Genomic DNA, 22,309 nt, shown 5'->3' with positions numbered 1-22,309 from the left:
CTGCTGAAGCTGGATTAAGTAAAAAGCGGAGGTGGCTTGCTCAGAAGGGGAAGACATTGGAACTCCTGACGAAGAGGCGTTTTGTGCCTCGCAGGAAGGGGTGAAATGACTGACCCTTCTAGACACCGGAGCTGGATTAAATAAAAAGTGCAAGCGGCTCGCTCAGAAAGGTTAAAATGGTCGACTTTTCTAACTATCGGAGCTGGAACTAAATTAAATAAGAAGCGAAGACAAATTTTCTTGTCTTCGCTTCTTGTATTTGTGTTCCAACGTATTGATTAAAACTAGATAAAAGGGTTACAATAGTGAATATTACCCTACTTGAACTTATTGCCTTTCATTATTAATTATTTGCCTTCCGTATTTTTTCCCTTTACCCATGAAAAAAGAGAATAACGTTAAAGTGTGGTGTCTGAATGAATTTGTCAATTGCAGCATTAGAAAACATGAAATTAAAAGAGTTATACGAGCTTGCGAAAGAATTTAAGATTTCGTATTATAGCAAATTAACGAAAAAAGAGTTAATTTTTTCTATTTTGAAAGCTCGAGCAGAAAAAGAAGGTTTCTTTTTCATGGAAGGCGTATTAGAAATTATTCAATCAGAAGGATTTGGATTCCTACGTCCTATCAACTATTCTCCAAGCTCAGAAGATATTTATATCTCAGCTTCGCAAATTCGTCGTTTCGATTTACGTAATGGAGATAAGGTTTCTGGTAAAGTACGACCTCCGAAAGAAAATGAACGCTATTTTGGGTTATTACAAGTTGAAGCTGTAAACGGAGATGATCCAGATTCAGCAAAAGAGCGTGTGCATTTCCCTGCATTAACACCATTATACCCAGATCGCCAAATGAAATTGGAAACGGAACCTAAAAAGTTACCGACACGCATCATGGATTTAATCGCACCAGTTGGATTTGGACAACGTGGTTTAATTGTTGCGCCTCCAAAGGCTGGTAAAACAAGTCTATTAAAAGAAATCGCGCATAGTGTTACAACAAATCATCCGGAAGCAGAATTAATTGTACTTTTAATTGATGAGCGTCCAGAGGAAGTAACAGACATTGAACGTTCTGTTAAAGGAGATGTTGTAAGTTCTACTTTTGATGAAGTGCCAGAAAATCATATTAAAGTAGCTGAGCTTGTGTTAGAACGTGCGATGCGTCTTGTAGAGCACAAGAAAGATGTTATCATTTTAATGGATAGTATTACCCGTTTAGCTCGAGCTTACAACCTCGTTATTCCACCAAGTGGTAGAACATTATCAGGTGGTATCGATCCAGCTGCCTTCCATAGACCGAAGCGTTTCTTTGGAGCTGCGCGTAATATTGAAGAAGGCGGTAGCTTAACAATTTTAGCAACAGCCCTTGTTGATACAGGATCACGTATGGACGATGTTATTTACGAGGAATTTAAAGGAACTGGAAATATGGAACTTCACTTAGATCGTTCATTAGCTGAACGTCGTATCTTCCCGGCGATCGATATTCGTCGTTCTGGTACACGTAAAGAAGATCTATTAATTCCAAAAGAACATTTAGACAAGTTATGGGGCATTCGTAAAACAATGCGTGATACACCAGACTTCGTTGAAAGTTTCTTACGTAAGCTTCGTCAAACGAAGACAAATGAAGAGTTTTTACAAAACATTGTTGCAGACTCAAAAAGGTATGTAACAACTAAGTAAAGGGAAAAAATCAGGACTCGCTTATTTTATAGTAAGCGAGTTTTTTATGCTGTTTAGGTGATATTAAAGAGAGAAATAAGTGAGAGAACCTTAGCCAGTCAGAGCTAAACGAGCCGTCTCCACTTTAAGATAATATCCAGCTCCAGCGGCTAGAATGGTCGGTGGCTTCGCGTCTTCCTACGAGGTAAAAAGCACCTCTACGTCAGAAGCTCCATCCCCCCTCCCATTCTGAACGAGCCGAGTGCGCTTTAAGGTGATATCGAGCTCCAGCGGCTAAAATCTCCGGTCATTTTGCTCTCTCGCATGAAGCAAAAAGCGCTTCAGGGTCGAGAGCTCCAAATAGCCTGCGATTTTGAACGAGCCGTCTCCACTTTAAGATAATATCCAGCTCCAGCGGCTAGAATGGTCGGTGGCTTCGCGTCTTCCTACGAGGCAAAAAGCGCCTCTACGTCAGAAGCTCCATCCCCCTCCCATTCTGAACGAGCCGCTTGCGCTTTTAAAATTAAAAAGACAAAAACAGGTAGTTGCAAAATGAAGTTAGCCTTGTTATAATTTCATCATATGTGTTTCATCAATATAGTTGTGTATGCAGCTGAAGATGAAAAACTCTGTTTCGAAAATGATTCAGGGCGGAAGGAGATGAAAAGAATGAAAGCAGGAATTCACCCAGATTACAAGAAAGTTGTATTCATGGACACAAACACAGGCTTCAAATTCTTAAGCGGATCTACTAAAGGATCTAACGAAACTGTTGAGTGGGAAGATGGTAACACTTATCCATTACTAAAAGTTGAGATCAGTTCTGATTCTCACCCATTCTACACTGGACGTCAGAAGTTTGCTACTGCAGACGGACGCGTTGACCGCTTCAATAAGAAATACGGTCTTAAGTAATAAAAACATAAAACAGGCAAGTGTATGTATTCGCTTGTCTGTTTTTTTTGCGAAAATATTATACCTTTACCCTACTTTTAACTGAAAAGTAGATGAAAGGAGAGCTTCATGTACTTAATAAATCAAAATGGCTGGATTGAAGTGATTTGCGGTAGTATGTTTTCTGGCAAGTCAGAAGAGCTAATCCGCCGTGTGCGCCGTACGCAATTTGCAAAACAACATGCAATTGTATTTAAACCATGTATTGATAATCGATATAGTGAAGAAGATGTAGTATCACATAACGGATTAAAGGTAAAAGCAGTTCCTGTTTCAGCTTCAAAGGATATATTTGAACATATTACAGAAGAGCTGGATGTTATTGCAATCGATGAGGTGCAATTTTTTGATGGGGACATTGTGGAAGTGGTGCAAGTATTGGCAAATCGTGGCTATCGTGTCATTGTAGCTGGTTTAGACCAAGATTTCCGTGGTCTACCATTTGGACAAGTTCCTCAGCTGATGGCGATTGCTGAACATGTGACAAAACTACAAGCAGTATGTTCTGTATGTGGATCTCCAGCAAGTCGTACACAACGATTAATTGATGGAGAACCAGCGGCATTTGATGATCCAATTATTTTAGTTGGAGCTTCAGAATCGTATGAACCGCGTTGTCGTCATTGTCATGCAGTACCTGCAAACAAAGATAAGTAAAACTCGCTGCGCAAGGCGGGTTTTTTTCAAAATAGAGAGAATGAGCGGTGTGAGCCGCTACCGCTTTTAAATATATCTAGTTCTGGTGGCTAGCTCTTCGCATCTAAGAACCTTCCGCCCAAAAGGTAAAAAGCACCTTTAGGTCGAAAGAACCTTAGCTGGTCAGAGCTGAAAGAGCCACCGCCACTTTTAAATATATTATCTAGCTCCAGCGGCTAGAATCTCCGGCCATTTCACTCTCTCGCTCGAAGCAAAGAGCGCTTCAAGATCGAGAGTTGAAAGTGGCCTGCGATTCTGAAAGAGCCGCTACCGCTTTTAAATATATCTAGTTCTGGTGGCTAGCTCTTCGCATCTAAAAACCTTTCGCCCAAAAGGTAAAAAGCACCTTTAGGTCGAAAGAACCTTAGCTGGTCAGAGCTGAAAGAGCCACCGCCACTTTTAAATATAATTTGCGTTTTTTTGAGTAAGTACCATATACTATTTGTATTAGATACTAGGATGTAGAGGTGAATGATGTGTTAGATCGTTTGCAAGCTGTAGAAAATCGTTATGAGAAGTTAAATGAATTGTTAAGTGATCCAGCGATTATTAGTGATTCAAATAAGCTTCGTGAATATTCAAAGGAACAGTCTGATATACAGGAAACGGTAGAGGTGTATCGTGAGTATAAGGATGTTCGTGAGCAATTAAAAGATGCGAAAGCAATGTTAGAAGATAAGTTAGACGCAGAAATGCGTGAAATGGTAAAAGAAGAAGTTTCTGAGTTAGAATCACAAGATAAAACATTATCAGAGCGTCTGAAAATTTTACTTGTTCCAAAAGACCCTAATGATGATAAGAACGTTATCGTTGAGGTTCGTGGAGCTGCTGGTGGAGACGAGGCAGCTTTATTTGCTGGTGACTTATACCGTATGTATAGCCGTTACGCTGAGGTACAGGGCTGGAAAACGGAGATTATTGAGGCTAGCTATACAGAGTTAGGTGGATATAAAGAGATTATCTTTATGATTAATGGTAAAGGTGCTTTCGCGAAGCTGAAATTCGAGAATGGTGCTCACCGTGTACAACGTGTTCCTGAAACGGAATCTGGTGGACGTATTCATACATCTACAGCAACTGTAGCTGTATTACCAGAGGCAGAAGAAGTAGAAATTGATATTCACGAGAAAGATGTTCGTGTTGATACATTCGCTTCTAGTGGACCTGGTGGACAGAGCGTTAATACAACGATGTCAGCGGTGCGTTTAACGCATTTACCGACTGGTGTAGTTGTATCTTGTCAGGATGAGAAATCACAGATCAAGAATAAAGAAAAAGCGATGAAAGTATTACGCGCACGTGTTTATGATAAGTTTAGACAAGAAGCGCAAGCTGAGTATGATCAAAACCGTAAACAAGCTGTTGGTACGGGAGATCGTTCAGAGCGTATTCGTACGTATAACTTCCCGCAAAACCGTGTTACAGACCATCGAATCGGTTTAACGATTCAAAAGCTAGATCAAATCTTACAAGGTAAGTTAGATGATTTCATCAATGCCTTAGTGATGGAAGATCAGGCTCAAAAGATGGAGGCAGCTGAGTAATGCGTGTCTATGAAGCCCTGAAATGGGCTTCTTCTTTTTTACAGGAAAATGGACGAGATGAAAATGCGGGAGAAATTGTCCTTTGTCATGTATTAAAGGTGAACAGAACAGGATTACTTATGAATATGCGTGAAGAAATAACTGAGGATCAAGAGAAAAGCTTTACGGAGTTTATCCACAAGCATGTAGAAGGTATTCCTATTCAATATATGATTGGTTATGAAATGTTTTATGGACGGTCTTTCTTTGTGAATGAAGAAGTATTAATACCAAGACCGGAAACAGAAGAGCTTATAGTGGGAGTATTAGAAAGAATCGAGCGCCATTTTGGTGATGAGAAACTACATGTAGCAGATATAGGTACAGGTAGTGGAGCGATTTCTATTACGCTTGCTTTAGAAAATGAAAATCTTCATGTGTATACAGTAGATATTGCACAAGAGTCGATTGAAGTTGCAAAAGAAAATGCAAAAGCTTTAGGTGCAGAAGTAACGTTCTATCACGGTGATTTATTGTCACCATTTCATAAAACGGGTCAAAAGCTAGATGTTGTTGTTTCAAATCCTCCATATATACCGGAAGAGGATTGGCGTGGTCTTTCTCCTGTTGTGAAAGAGCATGAGCCGAAGAGAGCACTTGTTGGTGGTGAAGACGGATTAGATTTCTATCGCCGTTTTATGGAAGAATTGCCGAATGTGTTGCAGAAGAAAGCGATTGTGGCGTTTGAAATTGGAGTAGGACAAGGTGGGGATGTAAAAAGATTGTTACAACAAGCTTTTCCACATGCTCATGTTGAGGTTGTTTTCGATATTAACGGAAAAGATCGTATGGTATTTGCAGAGATGGAGTAAGGTTCACACCTTACTCTATTTTTTTGTGGAAAAATTCATATAGATTTTGAATTTAATAGTTTAGAAAGATGAAAGTCTGTCCACACTGTTTGTAGAAGGGACGGTGGAGGAAATGAAAAAACAAGTTATTGCTTATCTTCTTATACTATTAATTGGTGCACAGTTACTTGTGCAGTTTGGATATATGAAAGCTGATGCGAAAGGGCCTTCAGTTATTCCGAAAGAGGCCGTTCGATTAAGAATTTTAGCAAATAGTGATTCAGATAAAGACCAGGCATTAAAGCGTAAAGTGCGTGATGAAGTAAAAGCACAAATTGATGGATGGGTAGCGGATTTAACTTCATTTGAAGAGGCACGCAAAGTAATTCAAAGTCATATTCCAGAAATCGAGAAAACGGTGGAAAATACGTTAAAAAGAGAAGGAAGTAAAGATTCATTTCAAGTGAAATTTAGTAAGAATGTAAAGTTTCCTACAAAGGTATACGGGAATTTTATTTATCCAGCAGGAGAATATGAAGCAGTATTAATCACAATTGGAGAAGGTGAAGGGGCGAACTGGTGGTGTGTATTATTTCCACCAATGTGTTTCTTAGATTTTTCGAGTGGGACAGCTGTAAGAAAAGAAGAGCACGTTGTAAAGGCGGAATCTCCTGAAGAGGAGCAGGTGAAACAACTAGATGAGGAAGTAATAGATAAAGAAGAGAAGAAAGTAGATAAGGTAAAAGAAACGAAAGCTGTAAAGCAGGAAGTAGTAAAAAAAGTAACAGCTTCTGAAAAGAAAGTAGTAAAAAATGAAACAAAAGTCGAAGAGCAGCCTGTAAGTAAAGAAGAAATAAAAACTGTGGAAAAAGTGGAGAAACCTGTGGAGAAAAAACAAGAAAAACAAAATGAGTATGTAAAAGTAGAAGAGGAAGAAGAAAAGCCAGAAGTTAAATTGTTTATTGTAGAAGCTTTTACATCTTTATTCTCTAAATAGTACTATTAATAAATCCCTCTTCATATATAAAAATGAGGAGGGATTTATTATGAAGAAAGTGTATTTTGCTACGAAAGCAGATGTGGAAAGATTACATTCTTTTTTCGGACAAGCTAATAAAAAAGATGATAAAATAAATGAGTTGTACGCACAATTTATGATTTTGGAAGAGGCAGAAGAAATACGAGCTGTAATTGGTTATGAACAAAGTGGGGAAGATGTGCTTATTCGTTCTTGTTTATTCACACCTCATGTGGATAAACAGACTTTCTTATATTTTTTTGAAATGTTTTTGCAGTATATGAAAGAAAAAAGTGTTCAACAATTGTACTTACTAACAAATCATCCACAATCTGTACCGATCTTTCAGTTTTTTGACTTTTTTACTATAGAAAAGGATGAGGTTCCAGAGGGAATTCAACAACTAGAACATTTTTGTAAAAATATAAAAGAGCAGAATGCAATAATACTAAATTGTCAGCTATTCACAAAGTTATCCACGGATTAATTAGGTTTATCCACATTTTGTGGATAAACCTTGTTTGTCTTTTGGATAAATCTCATAGTAAACTAAAAATATACAAGTATTTAAGGGTAGAAAAGGACGTGGAAAAAAATGCATACAAACATGTGGGTTGTGGATAATGTTGTGGAAAGAAAAAAATATTATCCACAGTTACAAGAAGCAGCAAAATTATTAAGAGAAAATGAGGCGGTGGCTTTCCCTACGGAAACAGTATATGGGTTAGGTGCAAATGCGATGGATGATGAAGCAATCGCGAAAATTTTCCAAGCGAAAGGAAGACCGAGTGATAATCCACTCATTGTCCATATAGGTACAAAATCTCAGTTAGATGGGATTGTGAAAGAAATTCCACCAGTTGCAGAGAAGTTAATGGCGCATTTTTGGCCAGGACCATTAACAATTATTTTGCCGAGAAAAGAAGGGATTTCAGAGAAGGTGACGGCAGGACTTAATACGGTTGGAGTAAGAATGCCTGATCATCCAATTGCACTTGCTCTTATTGAAGAGGCGAATGTACCTGTTGCGGCACCAAGTGCGAATCGTTCAGGGCGTCCAAGTCCAACATTAGCTTCTCACGTATATGAAGATTTGAATGGGAAGATTGCAGGTATTGTTGATGGTGGTGCAACTGGAGTAGGCGTTGAATCAACTGTAATTGATTGTACAAGCGCGGTTCCAACAATATTACGTCCAGGTGGGATTACGAAAGAACAATTAGAAGCGGTGATAGGTACTGTTTCTTTAGATCCAGCTTTAAAGGATGAGAAGGAAAAACCGAAATCGCCTGGAATGAAATACACACATTATGCCCCGAAAGCACCACTTAGTATTGTTGAGGGCTCACGTGAGTTTATTCAGCATCTTGTGGATGAGAAAAAGGAAGAAGGATTTAAAGTAGGCGTATTAACGACAGAAGAGTATCAGCATGTATATAGTGCAGATGTTATATTATCTTGTGGTGTTAGAAGTGACTTAGCTAGTGTTGCGACTAAATTATATGATGTACTTAGAACATTTGATGCAAGTGAAGTGGATGTTATTTTTAGTGAGTCATTCCCTAATGAAGGAATAGGGAATGCAATTATGAATCGTTTAACAAAAGCGGCAGGACATCATATTATTATTGAATGATAAGGTAAGATTAGCAAACAGAATATTTCTCCTTGGATAAGCATATTGTGAAGTAGCACGTCCAAGGAGGGGCATGAATGACGTTTGAACAGCTAATACCTTTAATAATTATGGCATTCGCCTTAGGGATGGATGCGTTCTCGGTGAGTCTTGGTATGGGGATGATACCCCTAAAGTTAAGACAAATCCTGTATATTGGTATGACGATAGGGATATTTCATATTATTATGCCGTTTATAGGAATGGTACTAGGTCGTTTTTTATCAGAGAAGTATGGAGATATCGCACATTTTGCGGGTGCTATTTTATTAATCGGACTAGGGTTTTATATCGTATATTCGAGCATTTTACAAAATGAAGAGACTAGAACAGCCCCTATTGGAATTAGTTTATTCGTATTTGCATTTGGCGTCAGTATAGATAGTTTCTCAGTAGGACTTAGTCTTGGTATTTATGGAGCACAAACAATTATTACGATTTTACTTTTTGGATTTGTTAGCATGTTATTAGCGTGGATGGGTTTATTAATTGGGAGACATGCGAAAGATATGCTCGGTACATATGGTGAGATAGTAGGTGGTATCATTTTAGTTGGGTTTGGATTATATATCCTTTTTCCTATATAATTTTATGTAGGAGGGAATTATGAACAAGCTATTGGAATGGTATGTTAAATTTTTAACCTTCTATCCTCGATGGCTAAGAAGACTTATAATTTGGGGTATTATTTTGCAAATTTCGATGTTAGGTTGGATTAAGTTAATTCGTGAATGGTGAGATAGTTCCTTTCTGTGAATATTTTGTTTGTACTATATTTATTGCGCTAAAAATTACAGATATAGAAAGGATGAGATGAATGACGAGATTGAAGCAAGTTTTTGGTATTATTATTAGTTTTTTTGTTTTTTGGTTTAGTATGCTCGGTGTACAAATGTTTGCTGAGTTTTTAGATATTGAGTCATTGAAATTTGTTGCGGGAAAGACTGAGGCGGCGCGTGCCTTTTACTCTCCGTACCCGTTTTTAATTGTTTTTCTTATTACATTGCTTTCCCTATACTTCTTCGTAATTAAGCTAGGGAAGCCGAAAAAAGAGAAAATGCCTACTTTAGAGGAAAAGAAGGAAGAATTACAATGATAAAATCCCCTGCTAAAAAGCAGGGGATTTTATATTTGAGTGATGGGAGGAATCTAGCCGCCTTGCTTTTAAATATATCCAGCTCCAGCGGCTAGAATCTCCGGTCATTTCGCTCTCTCGCATGAAGCAAAAAGCGCTTCAAGGTCGAGAGCTTGAAGTGTCCTGCGATTCTGAACGAGCCGCTTCCGCTTTTAGATATTATCCAGTTCCAGTGGCCAGCTCTTCGCATCTAAGAACCTCCCGCACGAAAGGTAAAAAGCACCTTTTGTGCGAGAGAACCTTAGCTGGTCAGAGCTAAACGGGCCACTTCCACTTTTAAATATTATCCAGCTTCAGCGGCTAGAATCTCCGGTCATTTCGCTCTCTCGCATGAAGCAAAAAGCGCTTCAAGGTCGAGAGCTTGAAGTGCCCTGCGATTCTGAGCGAGCCGCTTCCGCTTTTAGATTGGCCTAACCAATTCAAATTGTTCTCCTAATTTTGCATAGTTGTGTCCTGCTAGGCGGCTTATTGGTTTGAGTCCTTCGGCGTGAATGCGCCCTTTTTCATATAGATGTTCGGCAACGTGGAAACGAACGACGCGTCCAATTAGTAGATCACAAGCTGGTGAGTCTTCCGTTCCGCCAAGTGGAATTGCACGTTCTAATACGCATTCCATTCGAATATTTGCTTCTTTTACACCTGGAACAGAGATGACTTCACTTTCGATTGGTGTTAGTTTTGCTAGTTCAATTTCACTTTCATTTGGCGGGAGGTTAGCTGCTGTTTCGTTAATTGCTGCTACATATGATTCGTCAGAAATATGTACGACAAATTCTCCTTTTTCAATTGCGTTTCGGGAAGTGTCCTTTCTTTCTCCGGCTTTTCGTTGTACAGATACTGAGATAAGTGGTGGATTAGCAGCGACAATATTGAAATAACTATATGGTGCTCCGTTTAGTACGCCTTCTTTTGTTACAGAAGTAACGAATGCGACAGGACGAGGGATGATACTTCCAGTAAGTAATTTGTAATTATCTTTTTCAGTTTGTTCATTTGGATTAATGGATAACATGCTTGTAATCCCCTTTCTAAATATGAATACTTATTGTTTGTTTACAAGATAACGATGAGAAAATCCTGCTGGAAATAATATTTTGTTTCATAAAAAGAACTTACTTCAATTGTAATGAAGTAAGTTCTTTTTTCAAGAATCTCAAATTTGAGATAAAAATTAAAGTAAAACGTATGCGCCAGGTCCGATTAAAGCTACACCAACAGCGACAGCGATTAACATTAAGTTATATTCATATCCGTTTTGTGTTACCCAGTAACCATTTTTTCCGTGAACAGTGAAGATAGCCATTAACATTGTTCCAACGATAAATAATGAACCAACTACAATGAAAATACCTGATGCAAATAAGAAACCACCTAGTAATTCAGTTGCGCCAGCCATAAATGCCATAAATACACCAGGACGTAAACCGATTGACTCCATCCAGCCACCTGTTCCTTTTAAACCGTAACCGCCGAACCAACCAAATAATTTTTGAGCGCCATGACCCATGAATGTAATTCCTATAATAAGACGAATAATAAGTAGACCGAAATCCATCATTTTTAAAAACCTCCTAAAAGTTATTAACTTACCTTATGTAAGTAATAATAAAATAGTTACTTACTTTAGTCAAGTGGATTTTGAAAAAAGTTTGAATTAAATTTTACAAATTAACAACAAAAAATAAAATGTAGTAAAGACCTCTAGACAAGTTGGGCAAAAAAAGAGAAAATATGAATAGAAGTTAACTTCTAATTGTTATTCAGACAATCAGAATTGACTGGAATTTTGTGAAGCGCTACAATAAGAGTCTATTAGTAATGACGTAATTTATTTCGAAAGCGTTTTTACAGTATAATATTCGAAGTATGAAGTCTTACATGTATCCCGAGCTTTACTAGGGATTGCCCTATAAACTTTTAGGTAAATTATAAGGAGGACTATCCTATGTTTAAAAAATTATTCGGTCTTGGTTCAAAAACAAATGAAGAAACAATCGTAGCTCCATTAACTGGAGCAGTGAAAAATATTGAAGAAGTACCAGATCCAGTATTTGCTGGTCGTATGATGGGTGACGGTGTTGCAATCGATCCTACTGAAGGTGTAGTTGTATCTCCAGTTGATGGTGAAATCGTACAATTATTCCACACAAAACATGCTATCGGAATTAAAGCGAAAAACGGTACAGAAATTTTAATCCACGTTGGATTAGAAACTGTAAAAATGGAAGGCGAAGGTTTCGAAGCTCACGTTTCTGAAGGCCAAGCTGTAAAAGCTGGAGATAAATTAATCTCATTCGACTTAGAATTAATCCGTGAAAAAGCGAAAAGCACAATTACTCCAATTGTTATTACAAACACAGATGCAGCTGAGTCTATTAAGACAACTGTAGGCGTAGCAGCTACAAAAGGTTCAACAGAAGTAATGAAAGTTACAATGAAATAATTGCAATATAAGAGGAATCCGTTTCGTATGAAATGGATTCCTTATTTTTGTTGCATGTTCAGCATGTATGTTAAAATACTCTAGGCACTTGGAAATAGGGTTTCACATATATGTGGATAAGGCGCATTTTTCTTAGAAAAAATATAAGAGAAATGCGCCTTTTGTATATTCACATTTCTTTTGTTCTATTCTAATGTAAGTTATGATGAATGGTAAGAAATCGAATATAGGGGTGGGTTTGAATGAAACGAGTGTTATTTGTTTGTACTGGCAATACATGTCGTAGTCCAATGGCTGAGGCGTTGCTTCGTCATCACGGAGGAGATAAGTTTGAAGTGCAATCTGCTGGTGTTTTCGCCTATCCTGGGAGCGATGCATCGGTACATGCGAAGGAAGCTTTAGCTGAAAAAGGAATTTTAATTGATCATGCGGCGCAGCAAATAAATGAAACTTTGCTTGATTGGGCTGATATTGTCGTAACGATGACAGAAAACCATAAGCAAATTGTACTTGGGCATTATCCGAGCGTTGAAAAGAAATTAAATACGTTATATGGATTAACTGAAGGTATAGGCAAGGACATTTCAGATCCATTTGGAGGCTCGCTTTCTATTTATAAAGAAACGTTAGATGAGATGGAAAAACTTGTACAAACTTTACTGAAAAAACATTCAGTAGGTTGATGTTTCGTGTATAATACGATATTGGAGATCACTTCTTCCTATGTGAGGTAGCGAGTGTGAAATGAAGATAATTGATTGAAACTTTGGAGGGGTAAAAATGAAAGTAGTAATAGCATCTGATCACGGCGGTATGAATATCCGCAAAGAACTTGTAAGTTTATTAGAAGAGTTAAATATTGAATATATTGATTTAGGTTGTGAATGTGAAGCTGGTTCTGTTGATTACCCTGACTTTGCGTTTCCAGCAGCTGAAATGGTAGCGAATGGTGAAGTAGATCGTGGTATTTTAGTTTGTGGGACAGGCATTGGTATGTCAATCGCAGCAAACAAAGTAAATGGTATCCGTTGTGCGTTAGTTCATGATACTTTCAGCGCGAAAGCAACGAGAGAGCATAATGACACTAATATGCTAGCGATGGGTGAGCGTGTAATTGGTGCTGGTCTAGCGCGTGATATCGCGAAAATCTGGTTAACAACTGACTATGAAGGTGGTCGTCACGAAAACCGCGTAGGAAAAATTAAAACATACGAAACAAAGTAATAGATTCTAACTATCAGTAGTGTGAAATATAATTTGGTGAACCAACCTGTGAAAGGAAGAGGCGTAATGACAGAAATCGTAAAGGTAAGAGAACAGCTACAAATGTCGCTTTCTGATTTCCAAGAACAAGCTTCATTACAAAGCGGTCAAATTTTTGTAGTGGGTTGTAGCACGAGCGAAGTGCTAGGCGAAAGAATTGGAACATCAGGAACGATGGAAGTAGCAGAGGCGATTTTCTCTGAGTTAAAACAATTTCAAGAGCAAACAGGTATTGAATTAGCGTTTCAATGTTGTGAGCATTTAAACCGTGCTTTAGTAGTTGAGAGAGAAGTAGCGATAAAATATCAATTTGAAATTGTAACAGTTACGCCTGTTAGATCAGCAGGTGGTGCATTGGGGACATACGCGTATCACAATTTGAAAGATCCGGTAGTAGTTGAGTTTATTAAAGCTGATGCAGGAATGGATATTGGTGATACATTTATCGGTATGCATTTAAAGCATGTAGCTGTTCCGGTTCGTACAAGTGTGAAGGCAATTGGAAGTGCGCATGTAACGATGGCCAAAACACGTGGAAAACTAATTGGTGGAGCGCGTGCTGTCTATGCGGCAGTGGAAGAGACTATCACTTGCCGTTAAATATGAGAAATTAGGAAGTCATATAGTAACTGTTTATCATAAGATAAAAGGTATGTTGTCTGACTTTATAATAGAAGAAAGAAAAGACCGATTTTCGGTCTTTTTTTTCTTTTATGATATAGAAAGTCATGTTAGAATGTAGTTGAAAACATGAAGGTTCGAAAGAATTACAACCTGAATTTTCGTTTTTTCTGAATAAATAAGAAAAAACTGTTGGGAATCGATGTAATTCGTTCAGAAAAGGGGGATTTTGGTGGATCATTTAAAACGTCAAGATGAAAAGGTATTTGCTGCAATTGAGGCAGAACTAGGAAGACAGCGTTCAAAGATTGAGTTAATTGCTTCGGAAAACTTCGTAAGTGAAGCAGTAATGGAGGCACAAGGTTCTGTTTTAACGAATAAGTATGCTGAAGGATATCCTGGAAAACGTTACTATGGTGGCTGTGAACACGTAGACGTAGTAGAAGATATCGCACGTGATCGCGTGAAAGAAATTTTCGGCGCAGAGCACGTAAATGTTCAACCACACTCTGGTGCACAAGCGAACATGGCAGTATACTTTACGATTTTAGAGCAAGGCGATACAGTACTTGGTATGAACTTATCTCATGGTGGTCACTTAACACACGGAAGCCCTGTTAACTTCAGTGGAGTACAATATAATTTCGTAGAATATGGCGTGGATGCTGACTCTCACCGTATTAATTACGATGATGTATTAGCAAAAGCGAAAGAACATAAACCAAAATTAATCGTTGCAGGTGCAAGTGCATACCCTCGTGTTATCGATTTCAAGCGATTCCGTGAGATTGCAGATGAAGTGGGCGCTTATTTAATGGTTGATATGGCACATATCGCTGGTTTAGTAGCTGCTGGTTTACACCCAAATCCAGTACCACATGCACATTTCGTTACAACGACAACACATAAAACGTTACGTGGTCCGCGTGGTGGTATGATTTTATGTGAAGAGCAATTTGCAAAACAAATTGATAAATCAATCTTCCCTGGTATTCAAGGTGGTCCACTTATGCACGTAATCGCTGCAAAAGCTGTTGCATTTGGTGAAGCACTTCAAGATGATTTCAAAACATATGCACAAAATATCATTAACAATGCGAACCGCTTAACTGAAGGTCTTCAAAAAGAAGGACTTACACTTGTTTCTGGCGGAACAGACAATCACTTAATCTTGATTGATGTTCGTAACTTAGAAATCACAGGTAAAGTAGCAGAGCACGTATTAGATGAAGTTGGTATTACAGTGAACAAAAATACAATTCCATTTGAAACAGCAAGCCCATTTGTAACAAGTGGTGTACGTATCGGTACAGCAGCTGTAACATCTCGTGGTTTCGGTTTAGAAGAAATGGATGAAATTGCGTCACTTATTGCTTATACATTAAAAAATCATGAAAATGAAGTTGCATTAGAAGAAGTACGTAAGCGTGTAGAAGCGTTAACTAGCAAATTCACAATGTATCCAAATCTATAATAGATTGAAGAAGACTGCCGAGACTTAATTGTTTTGGCGGTCTTTTTTGTGGACATATATTATTTTTAAAGTATGTATACAAATGATGAATAAATTTTGGCGATATAATGAAGGATACAGCTCCCATAATTGGTAAAGATACTAGATAGATTCATCGTAAAATCATGATTTTGCCAAATTTGCCCTTGAATATTAGTAGCGTTTTCTTTACAATCGTAAATAGTGTAAAAAAGCGTGCAAACGCATGAATATCATCTAAAGGAGAGATTCACATGGGAAAACTGTATGTATTTGATCACCCGTTAATTCAACATAAGATTACATATATTCGCGATAAGAATACAGGTACGAAAGATTTTCGTGAATTAGTGGACGAAGTAGCAAGTTTAATGGCTTTCGAAATTACTCGCGACCTTCCACTTAAGGACATTGAAATTGAAACACCTGTAAGCAAAGCGACAACAAAAGTGATCGCTGGTAAAAAACTTGGTTTAATTCCGATTTTACGTGCAGGTTTAGGAATGGTTGATGGAATTCTGAAATTAATTCCAGCAGCAAAAGTAGGACACGTTGGTTTATACCGTGACCCTAAAACATTGCAACCGGTAGAATACTATGTGAAACTTCCAACGGATGTAGAAGAGCGTGACTTTATCGTACTAGATCCGATGCTAGCAACAGGTGGTTCTGCGGCTGAAGCAATTAACTCTCTGAAAAAGCGCGGTGCGAAACAAATTAAATTAATGTGTATCGTTGCAGCTCCAGAAGGGGTAAAAGTAGTACAAGAAGAACATCCTGATGTTGATATTTATGTAGCAGCATTAGATGAGAAATTAAATGACCACGGATATGTAGTACCAGGTCTTGGTGATGCTGGTGACCGTTTATTCGGAACGAAGTAAGACAACTGACGAGCAGGGGAGATTCCCCAGCTCGTCTTTTTTGTTGTAAGCAAGTAGGGGAGGGGGAGAGGATAAATATACATCGTATATACAACATAAGTTGCATACACCTCACATATAATATAGAAGTCTTACGTCTGAGGAACACTATATTATGGAAGAAAAGCGTTATATCTCGAAAATATAATAGTGACAAACTTGTGAACATTTCCTTCTATTATAAAGAGAAAACTGTTAGAAATTGCATATATGTAACCAGTATTTAGAAGGGGAACGTTTTCATTTTTGGGAGGAAATGCCTAATACTCAAATTTTTAGATTTTTTACGATTTCTCGTTGACACTGTTAATACCCTATTGTATGCTAACAACGGGGATAGATGGTAGGGCTTTCAGTGACAAAATTACATCTATTCCGTGACGAAAATGTAAACTTTTTGTTTTGTATAGGATTTATGCAAAAAAATGAGTTATTATTAACACATCGTGAATGAGGGTTACATATTGGAGGGATGAATCCTTGCAAAAAAACGATCGCAGCCATATAAAAGCTTATGCTTTAATGTCAGGTATTCTTGCTCAATTAGTCGGTTCTATTCTTGTTGGAATCTTTGGTGGGCAGTGGATTGATAATAAGGTTGGAACGTTTCCGTTGTTTCTTATTATAGGGTTATTACTCGGACTAGGAACAGGGGTATACGCAATGATTCGACTCATTCGACATTACTATTCGGGAGAGCAATGATGATAGACGTACATGGACTTGTCCAAAGACAAAAGAAATATATGTACTACTTGCTTGCGCTTCTAGTGCTAGGATGGGGATTTACCTCTTACAAGGATGTATTTCTTGGACTGATTATCGGGACGATTTTCAGTTTTCTTAGTTTGCGCATCATTGCACGTAGAACAGACAAGCTGCTAGATCGCGTAACAAATGGAGAAAACGTGAAGTTCAAGGCAACAGCGGTAAGTACATATTCAAGATTCGCCACGATTGGGTTATTAATTTTATTTGCAGCCAAATATCAAGAGTTAATCGCGATGTGGGGCCTAGGTGTAGGATTGCTGACAGGATACCTTGTCATGATCATAGATTTTCTTTATTTAGAGTATAAGAGCAGGGAAGAGAGGTGAATTACTAGTGGAACACGGTAAATTAGTTGAATTTCTAGGTTTAACGTTCGATTTGTCATCAGTTATGATGGTTACTGTAGCAGCAGTTATTGTTTTCTTAATCGCTGTTATTGGAACTCGCAGCTTAGCTCTTCGCCCAACCGGAATGCAAAACTTCATGGAATGGGTGTTTGACTTCGTGAAAGGGATTATCAATAGTACGATGGACTGGAAAACAGGTGGACGTTTCTTAACGCTTGGCGTTACGCTTATCATGTTTATCATCGTATCGAACTTCCTTGGTTTACCATTCATGTATTCAGCAACTGAAGCTGGCGAACATATTGCATGGTGGAGATCACCAACGTCTGATCCAGCAGTTACATTAACATTAGCCGTGATGGTAGTTACCCTCACCCATTATTATGGAATTAAGATGAAGGGTACGAAAGAGTACGTAAAAGGTTATTTCCAACCTATGAAATTCTTATTCCCATTAAAGGTTATTGAGGAGTTTGCTAACACATTAACGTTAGGTCTTCGTTTATTTGGTAACATTTATGCAGGTGAGATCTTGTTAGGATTACTTGCTAAGTTGGGCGGAGCATCAGTCCTTGGGGCATTAGGTGCGCTTGTACCAATGTTAGCATGGATGGGATTCAGTGTATTCGTTGGATCAATCCAAGCATTTATTTTCGTTATGTTAACGATGGTTTATATGGCTCATAAAGTAAGCCATGACCATTAATATAATTTAAGTAAGAAAAAATTTATTTTTTTATAATACAAAGGAGGACAAATTAAATGAGTTTAGGTGTAATCGCAGCTGCAATTGCAATTGGTTTATCAGCATTAGGTGCAGGTATTGGTAACGGTCTTATCGTATCACGTACAATCGAAGGTGTTGCTCGTCAACCAGAATTAAAAGGCGCACTTCAAACAATTATGTTCATCGGGGTTGCTTTAGTTGAGGCACTTCCAATCATCGGTGTAGTTATTGCATTCATCGTAATGAACAAATAAGGGAGACTCCCCTTACATAGATGGCGAAGAGTGTTTTTCCGAACTTTCTTCGCCATTGCTTTATGAATGAAACGTATGTCTTTTTTTTTCATATGATCAATTTAGATATTTTGAAGGGAGTGAATCCTTGTGCCAACTTTATTATTAGGTGCTGCCATTCCATTTGGAACGATTGCTTATACATTGTTCATTTTCTTACTTCTATTAGTAATGCTACGCAAATTTGCGTGGGGTCCTTTAATGGGAATTATGAAAGAACGTGAAGAGCATGTTACTAATGAAATCGACGCTGCAGAAAGAAGTAATGCTGAGGCGAAGAAATTAGTAGAAGAACAACGTGAAATGTTAAAACAATCACGTGTTGAAGCACAAGAGTTAATCGAAAGAGCGAAAAAGCAAGCTGTAGATCAAAAAGATGTTATTGTTGCTGCTGCGAAAGAAGAAGCAGAATCAATTAAAGCATCTGCTGTACAAGAAATTCAACGCGAAAAAGAGCAAGCAATTGCTGCTTTACAAGAACAAGTTGCTTCTTTATCTGTTCAAATTGCTTCTAAAGTAATTGAAAAAGAATTAAAAGAAGAAGATCAAGTGAAGTTAATTCGCGATTATATTAAAGAAGTAGGAGAAGCGCGATGAGCAATGGGATTGTAGCAAAACGTTATGCTGTCGCTCTTTTTAAAATTGCTAAAGAAAAACACGTATTAGAAATGTTTGAAGAGGAATTACGCCTTGTACAAAACGTTTATGTAAAGAACGGAGAACTACATAGCTTTTTAACGCAACCGAACATTTCAAAGGAACAAAAGAAAACGTTTCTTGCAAACGTATTCGGATCTGTTTCTGAATCTATTTTAAATACGTTATATATTTTAATTGATAACAAACGCATTGATATCTTACCTGAAATTGCAGATGAATATGTTGTTCTTGCTAATGAAGAACGTAACGTAGCGGACGCAACTGTATATTCTACTCGTCTTCTATCAGAAGAAGAGAAGCTTAACATTGCTGAAGCATTTGCAAAGAGAACGGGAAAAGATGCAATTCGCGTGAAAAATGTTGTAGATGAAGATTTACTAGGCGGAATTAAAGTACGTATTGGAAATCGCATTTATGACGGAAGTTTACAAGGAAAATTAGCACGTATTCAGCGTGAATTAATGAAGAATAGATAGGGGTGAAGCACATGAGCATCAGAGCTGAAGAAATTAGCGCACTGATAAAGCAACAAATCGAGAACTATCAGTCTGAAATCGAAGTTAGTGATGTTGGTACAGTTATCCAAGTTGGTGACGGTATCGCGCGTGCTCATGGTCTTGATAACGTTATGGCTGGTGAACTTGTAGAGTTCTCTAACGGCGTTATGGGACTAGCACAAAACTTAGAGGAAAACAACGTAGGTATTATCATTTTAGGACCTTACACAGAAATTCGTGAAGGTGACGAAGTTCGTCGTACTGGTCGCATCATGCAAGTACCGGTAGGAAAAGAACTAATTGGTCGTGTTGTAAACCCATTAGGTCAACCAGTTGATGGTTTAGGCCCAATCAATACAACAAACACTCGTCCAATCGAAAGTCCAGCACCAGGTGTAATGGATCGTAAATCTGTTCATGAGCCACTTCAAACAGGTATTAAAGCGATCGATGCTCTTGTACCAATTGGCCGTGGTCAACGTGAGTTAATCATTGGTGACCGTCAAACTGGTAAAACAGCAGTTGCACTTGATACAATCATTAACCAAAAAGATGAAGACATGATTTGTATCTACGTAGCAATTGGACAAAAAGAATCAACTGTACGTAACGTAGTAGAAACACTACGTAAGCACGGTGCATTAGAGTACACAATCGTTGTAACTGCATCTGCTTCTCAACCAGCTCCATTATTATACCTAGCTCCTTACGCTGGTGTAACAATGGGTGAAGAGTTCATGTACAATGGTAAACACGTATTAGTAGTATATGATGACTTATCAAAACAAGCAGCGGCTTACCGTGAGCTGTCATTACTATTACGTCGTCCTCCAGGTCGTGAAGCTTACCCAGGGGATGTATTCTACTTACATTCTCGCTTATTAGAGCGTGCAGCAAAATTAAGTGATGCAAAAGGCGGCGGTTCTTTAACTGCACTACCTTTCATCGAAACACAAGCAGGGGACGTATCAGCATACATCCCAACAAACGTAATTTCTATTACGGATGGACAAATCTTCTTACAATCTGACCTATTCTTCTCTGGCGTACGTCCAGCGATCGATGCGGGTACTTCTGTATCTCGTGTAGGTGGATCTGCTCAGATTAAAGCAATGAGTAAAGTATCAGGTACACTTCGTCTTGACCTTGCATCTTACCGTGAGTTAGAAGCGTTCGCTCAGTTCGGTTCTGACCTTGATAAAGCAACTCAAGCGAAATTAAACCGTGGTGCTCGTACTGTTGAGGTATTAAAACAAGGATTACACAAACCATTACGTGTAGAGAAACAAGTTATCATTCTTTACGCTTTAACACGTGGATTCCTAGATGATATCCCAGTAGTAGATATCACTCGTTTTGAAGAAGAATTCCATGCTTGGTTAGATTCTAATGCGACTGACTTATTAGAAGAAATCCGCACAACTAAGAAACTTGCGGATGACGACAAATTTGCAGCAGCAATCAATGGATTTAAAAAAGTATTTGTAGCTTCTGAATAATAAAAGCGGAAGCGGCTCGTTCTGAATGTGAGGGGGATGGAGCTTCTGACGAAGAGGCGGTGTTTGCCTCGTAGGAAGAAGTGAAGCCACCGAGCATTCAAGCCGCTGGAGCTAGATAGTATATATAAAAGGCATCTCGGGCTCTGAGATTGCTAAAGGTCATGTAAAGGAAAAGAGTAGGTGCACCTATTCTTTTCCTTCAATCATGAGCAAGAATATCTTGCAACGTAGATTAGGAAGAGGATTCTTACTAATCGTGCCAACTTCCGGAAAAAAGGTGGTGAAAACCTGTGGCATCTTTACGCGATATAAAAGCGAAGATTAACTCGACAAAGAAAACGAGTCAAATTACGAAAGCGATGGAGATGGTATCTGCATCTAAGTTAAACCGTGCAGAGCAAAATGCTAAATCTTTCGTTCCGTATATGGAAAAGATTCAAGAAGTAGTAGCGAGCATTGCGCAAGGAAGCAAAGGGATTAATCATCCAATGCTAAATGCGCGTCCTGTAAAGCGTACAGGATACATCGTTATTACGTCTGATCGCGGACTAGCAGGTGGTTATAACAGTAACGTATTACGTACAGTAAGTAACGTAATTCGTGAACGTCATAATATGGATTCAAACCAATATTCTATTATTGTGCTTGGACGACTAGGACGTGATTATTTAAAACGTCGCGGCTTTAACATTATTGATGAAGTAGTTGGATTATCTGACCACCCATCATTTACTGATATTAAAGACCTTGCTTCTCGAGCAATTGCGATGTTCGCAGATGGTGCTTATGATGAGCTGTACATCTACTACAACCATTACGTAAGTAAAATTTCACAAGAGGTAACGGAAAATAAAATTTTACCGCTTACTGATGTGGCGTCTGACAAACCGACGACAGCTTATGAATTCGAACCTTCTGAAGAAGAAATTTTAAAAGTACTATTGCCACAATACGCAGAAAGCTTAGTGTACGGTGCATTACTAGACGGTAAAGCAAGTGAACACGCAGCGCGTATGACAGCAATGAAGAGTGCTACAGACAACGCAATGGAAGTTATCGATTCACTTACACTTTCATTCAACCGTGCGCGTCAGGCAGCGATTACGCAAGAAATTACGGAAATCGTTGGTGGAGCAGCAGCGTTAGAATAGTATTAAAAGGCGGAAGCGGTTCGTTCAGAATGAGAGGGGGATGGAGCTTTTGACGTAGAGGCGATTTGTGCCTCGTAGGAAAAAGCGAAGCCACCGAACATTC

General features: G+C 38.4%; 28 protein-coding genes. 26 read left to right on the top strand and 2 right to left on the bottom strand.

What is annotated here, in order from left to right:
• Positions 1-416: 416 nt before the first annotated feature.
• The 11 genes from rho (at position 417) to AC22L0_RS22630 (ending at position 9,480) form a co-directional block, all read left to right on the top strand.
• Positions 417-1,688: a transcription termination factor Rho gene (rho, locus tag AC22L0_RS22680; protein WP_001053903.1), complete on the top strand. Its 1,272-nt coding sequence runs from the start codon at positions 417-419 to the stop codon at positions 1,686-1,688.
• Between the two features lie 648 nt (positions 1,689-2,336).
• Positions 2,337-2,582 carry a type B 50S ribosomal protein L31 gene (locus AC22L0_RS22675; protein ID WP_000643433.1) on the top strand — a complete coding sequence of 82 codons (246 nt, stop codon included), beginning with the start codon at positions 2,337-2,339 and terminating at the stop codon, positions 2,580-2,582.
• Between the two features lie 108 nt (positions 2,583-2,690).
• Entirely contained in the window at positions 2,691-3,278 is a 588-nt protein-coding gene (locus tag AC22L0_RS22670; protein ID WP_000280859.1) for a thymidine kinase, read from the top strand.
• Between the two features lie 515 nt (positions 3,279-3,793).
• Positions 3,794-4,861 (top strand): peptide chain release factor 1, encoded by a 1,068-nt coding sequence (gene prfA / locus AC22L0_RS22665; RefSeq protein ID WP_000887064.1) that lies wholly within the window; start codon positions 3,794-3,796, stop codon positions 4,859-4,861.
• Positions 4,861-5,712 carry a peptide chain release factor N(5)-glutamine methyltransferase gene (gene prmC, locus AC22L0_RS22660; RefSeq protein WP_001267056.1) on the top strand — a complete coding sequence of 284 codons (852 nt, stop codon included), beginning with the start codon at positions 4,861-4,863 and terminating at the stop codon, positions 5,710-5,712. Before prfA ends, prmC begins: the two co-directional genes overlap by 1 nt.
• A gap of 112 nt (positions 5,713-5,824) precedes the next feature.
• Positions 5,825-6,688 carry a stage II sporulation protein R gene (spoIIR, locus tag AC22L0_RS22655; protein WP_000745063.1) on the top strand — a complete coding sequence of 288 codons (864 nt, stop codon included), beginning with the start codon at positions 5,825-5,827 and terminating at the stop codon, positions 6,686-6,688.
• A gap of 49 nt (positions 6,689-6,737) precedes the next feature.
• Positions 6,738-7,196: a GNAT family N-acetyltransferase gene (locus AC22L0_RS22650; protein WP_000758437.1), complete on the top strand. Its 459-nt coding sequence runs from the start codon at positions 6,738-6,740 to the stop codon at positions 7,194-7,196.
• A gap of 108 nt (positions 7,197-7,304) precedes the next feature.
• Entirely contained in the window at positions 7,305-8,345 is a 1,041-nt protein-coding gene (locus AC22L0_RS22645; protein WP_016111025.1) for an L-threonylcarbamoyladenylate synthase, read from the top strand.
• 77 nt (positions 8,346-8,422) lie between these two features.
• Positions 8,423-8,971 (top strand): manganese efflux pump MntP, encoded by a 549-nt coding sequence (locus tag AC22L0_RS22640; protein ID WP_000142463.1) that lies wholly within the window; start codon positions 8,423-8,425, stop codon positions 8,969-8,971.
• A 19-nt stretch (positions 8,972-8,990) separates the two neighbouring features.
• Positions 8,991-9,122, top strand: a complete 132-nt coding sequence (locus AC22L0_RS22635; protein ID WP_001037636.1) for a hypothetical protein — start codon at positions 8,991-8,993, stop codon at positions 9,120-9,122.
• 79 nt (positions 9,123-9,201) lie between these two features.
• Positions 9,202-9,480 carry a DUF3935 domain-containing protein gene (locus tag AC22L0_RS22630; RefSeq protein ID WP_000197472.1) on the top strand — a complete coding sequence of 93 codons (279 nt, stop codon included), beginning with the start codon at positions 9,202-9,204 and terminating at the stop codon, positions 9,478-9,480.
• A gap of 439 nt (positions 9,481-9,919) precedes the next feature.
• Here AC22L0_RS22630 and AC22L0_RS22625 read toward each other — a convergent pair whose 3' ends face one another.
• Both AC22L0_RS22625 and AC22L0_RS22620 read right to left on the bottom strand, forming a co-directional pair.
• Positions 9,920-10,531, bottom strand: a complete 612-nt coding sequence (locus tag AC22L0_RS22625; protein WP_000949054.1) for a flavin reductase family protein — start codon at positions 10,529-10,531, stop codon at positions 9,920-9,922.
• Between the two features lie 159 nt (positions 10,532-10,690).
• On the bottom strand, positions 10,691-11,077 hold the full coding sequence (locus AC22L0_RS22620; RefSeq protein ID WP_000968616.1) for a DoxX family protein: 387 nt from the start codon (positions 11,075-11,077) through the stop codon (positions 10,691-10,693).
• A gap of 387 nt (positions 11,078-11,464) precedes the next feature.
• Between AC22L0_RS22620 and AC22L0_RS22615 the strand changes: the two genes are divergently transcribed.
• From AC22L0_RS22615 to atpG, 15 genes are all read left to right on the top strand, one after another.
• The gene (locus AC22L0_RS22615) at positions 11,465-11,962 is read left to right on the top strand and encodes a PTS sugar transporter subunit IIA (RefSeq protein WP_000473665.1); all 498 of its coding nucleotides are present in this window, start codon (positions 11,465-11,467) and stop codon (positions 11,960-11,962) included.
• A 242-nt stretch (positions 11,963-12,204) separates the two neighbouring features.
• Complete coding sequence (locus AC22L0_RS22610; RefSeq protein WP_000832368.1) at positions 12,205-12,645, top strand: low molecular weight protein arginine phosphatase; 441 nt, start codon at positions 12,205-12,207, stop codon at positions 12,643-12,645.
• A gap of 97 nt (positions 12,646-12,742) precedes the next feature.
• Entirely contained in the window at positions 12,743-13,186 is a 444-nt protein-coding gene (gene rpiB / locus AC22L0_RS22605; RefSeq protein WP_000869542.1) for a ribose 5-phosphate isomerase B, read from the top strand.
• Between the two features lie 66 nt (positions 13,187-13,252).
• Positions 13,253-13,825 (top strand): TIGR01440 family protein, encoded by a 573-nt coding sequence (locus tag AC22L0_RS22600; protein WP_000136375.1) that lies wholly within the window; start codon positions 13,253-13,255, stop codon positions 13,823-13,825.
• A 253-nt stretch (positions 13,826-14,078) separates the two neighbouring features.
• The gene (gene glyA / locus AC22L0_RS22595) at positions 14,079-15,320 is read left to right on the top strand and encodes a serine hydroxymethyltransferase (RefSeq protein ID WP_139894710.1); all 1,242 of its coding nucleotides are present in this window, start codon (positions 14,079-14,081) and stop codon (positions 15,318-15,320) included.
• A gap of 272 nt (positions 15,321-15,592) precedes the next feature.
• Positions 15,593-16,222 (top strand): uracil phosphoribosyltransferase, encoded by a 630-nt coding sequence (upp, locus tag AC22L0_RS22590; protein ID WP_000517539.1) that lies wholly within the window; start codon positions 15,593-15,595, stop codon positions 16,220-16,222.
• 379 nt (positions 16,223-16,601) lie between these two features.
• Complete coding sequence (locus AC22L0_RS22585; RefSeq protein WP_000232962.1) at positions 16,602-16,715, top strand: DUF4024 domain-containing protein; 114 nt, start codon at positions 16,602-16,604, stop codon at positions 16,713-16,715.
• A gap of 26 nt (positions 16,716-16,741) precedes the next feature.
• Entirely contained in the window at positions 16,742-16,966 is a 225-nt protein-coding gene (locus AC22L0_RS22580) for an AtpZ/AtpI family protein (RefSeq protein ID WP_001171223.1), read from the top strand.
• The gene (locus AC22L0_RS22575; protein WP_000567600.1) at positions 16,966-17,358 is read left to right on the top strand and encodes an ATP synthase subunit I; all 393 of its coding nucleotides are present in this window, start codon (positions 16,966-16,968) and stop codon (positions 17,356-17,358) included. The genes AC22L0_RS22580 and AC22L0_RS22575 overlap by 1 nt, the downstream gene beginning before the upstream one ends.
• 7 nt (positions 17,359-17,365) lie before the next feature.
• On the top strand, positions 17,366-18,085 hold the full coding sequence (atpB, locus tag AC22L0_RS22570; protein WP_000399871.1) for a F0F1 ATP synthase subunit A: 720 nt from the start codon (positions 17,366-17,368) through the stop codon (positions 18,083-18,085).
• Positions 18,086-18,141: 56 nt separating this feature from the next.
• Complete coding sequence (gene atpE / locus AC22L0_RS22565; RefSeq protein ID WP_000052064.1) at positions 18,142-18,360, top strand: F0F1 ATP synthase subunit C; 219 nt, start codon at positions 18,142-18,144, stop codon at positions 18,358-18,360.
• Between the two features lie 129 nt (positions 18,361-18,489).
• Complete coding sequence (gene atpF / locus AC22L0_RS22560) at positions 18,490-18,996, top strand: F0F1 ATP synthase subunit B (RefSeq protein WP_001142618.1); 507 nt, start codon at positions 18,490-18,492, stop codon at positions 18,994-18,996.
• Complete coding sequence (atpH, locus tag AC22L0_RS22555; RefSeq protein ID WP_000064683.1) at positions 18,993-19,535, top strand: F0F1 ATP synthase subunit delta; 543 nt, start codon at positions 18,993-18,995, stop codon at positions 19,533-19,535. The genes atpF and atpH overlap by 4 nt, the downstream gene beginning before the upstream one ends.
• Positions 19,536-19,546: 11 nt before the next feature.
• Positions 19,547-21,055, top strand: coding sequence for a F0F1 ATP synthase subunit alpha (atpA, locus tag AC22L0_RS22550; RefSeq protein WP_000027518.1), 1,509 nt, complete (start codon positions 19,547-19,549; stop codon positions 21,053-21,055).
• Positions 21,056-21,345: 290 nt separating this feature from the next.
• The gene (gene atpG, locus AC22L0_RS22545; protein WP_000157696.1) at positions 21,346-22,206 is read left to right on the top strand and encodes a F0F1 ATP synthase subunit gamma; all 861 of its coding nucleotides are present in this window, start codon (positions 21,346-21,348) and stop codon (positions 22,204-22,206) included.
• Positions 22,207-22,309: the final 103 nt, after the last annotated feature.

The sequence above is a fragment of the Bacillus sp. LQ01 genome (genome assembly GCF_057624735.1).
The sequence above is the reverse complement of the archived record's forward strand: the minus strand, read 5'-3'. Positions and strand labels throughout refer to the sequence as shown.